1 protein-coding gene is annotated in these 230 nt (G+C 54.3%); it reads left to right on the forward strand.

What is annotated here, in order from left to right; translation table 11 throughout:
* Positions 1-230 (forward strand): hypothetical protein (locus ACWA1B_RS23760; protein ID WP_456911164.1); only part of this gene is annotated, 230 nt, incomplete at both ends.

Genomic DNA, 230 nt, shown 5'->3' on the forward strand with positions numbered 1-230 from the left:
CGACCACCAGCTCATCCAGGAGGCCCTGGTCTTCGACAACAAGCACACGAACTACACCATGGAGCATATCCGTGTCGGATGGGAGTTGCTGCTGACAACTATCGCCAGAACCATCAATGAGGTGGAGACCCAGATCCTGACAAGAGATGCCAAGGGCATCACCCAGGAGCAGATGAATGAGTTCAGAGCCTCCTTCAACCACTTTGACAGGAGGAAGAACGGCCTGATGG

The organism is Flavobacterium xizangense, assembly GCF_054075145.1.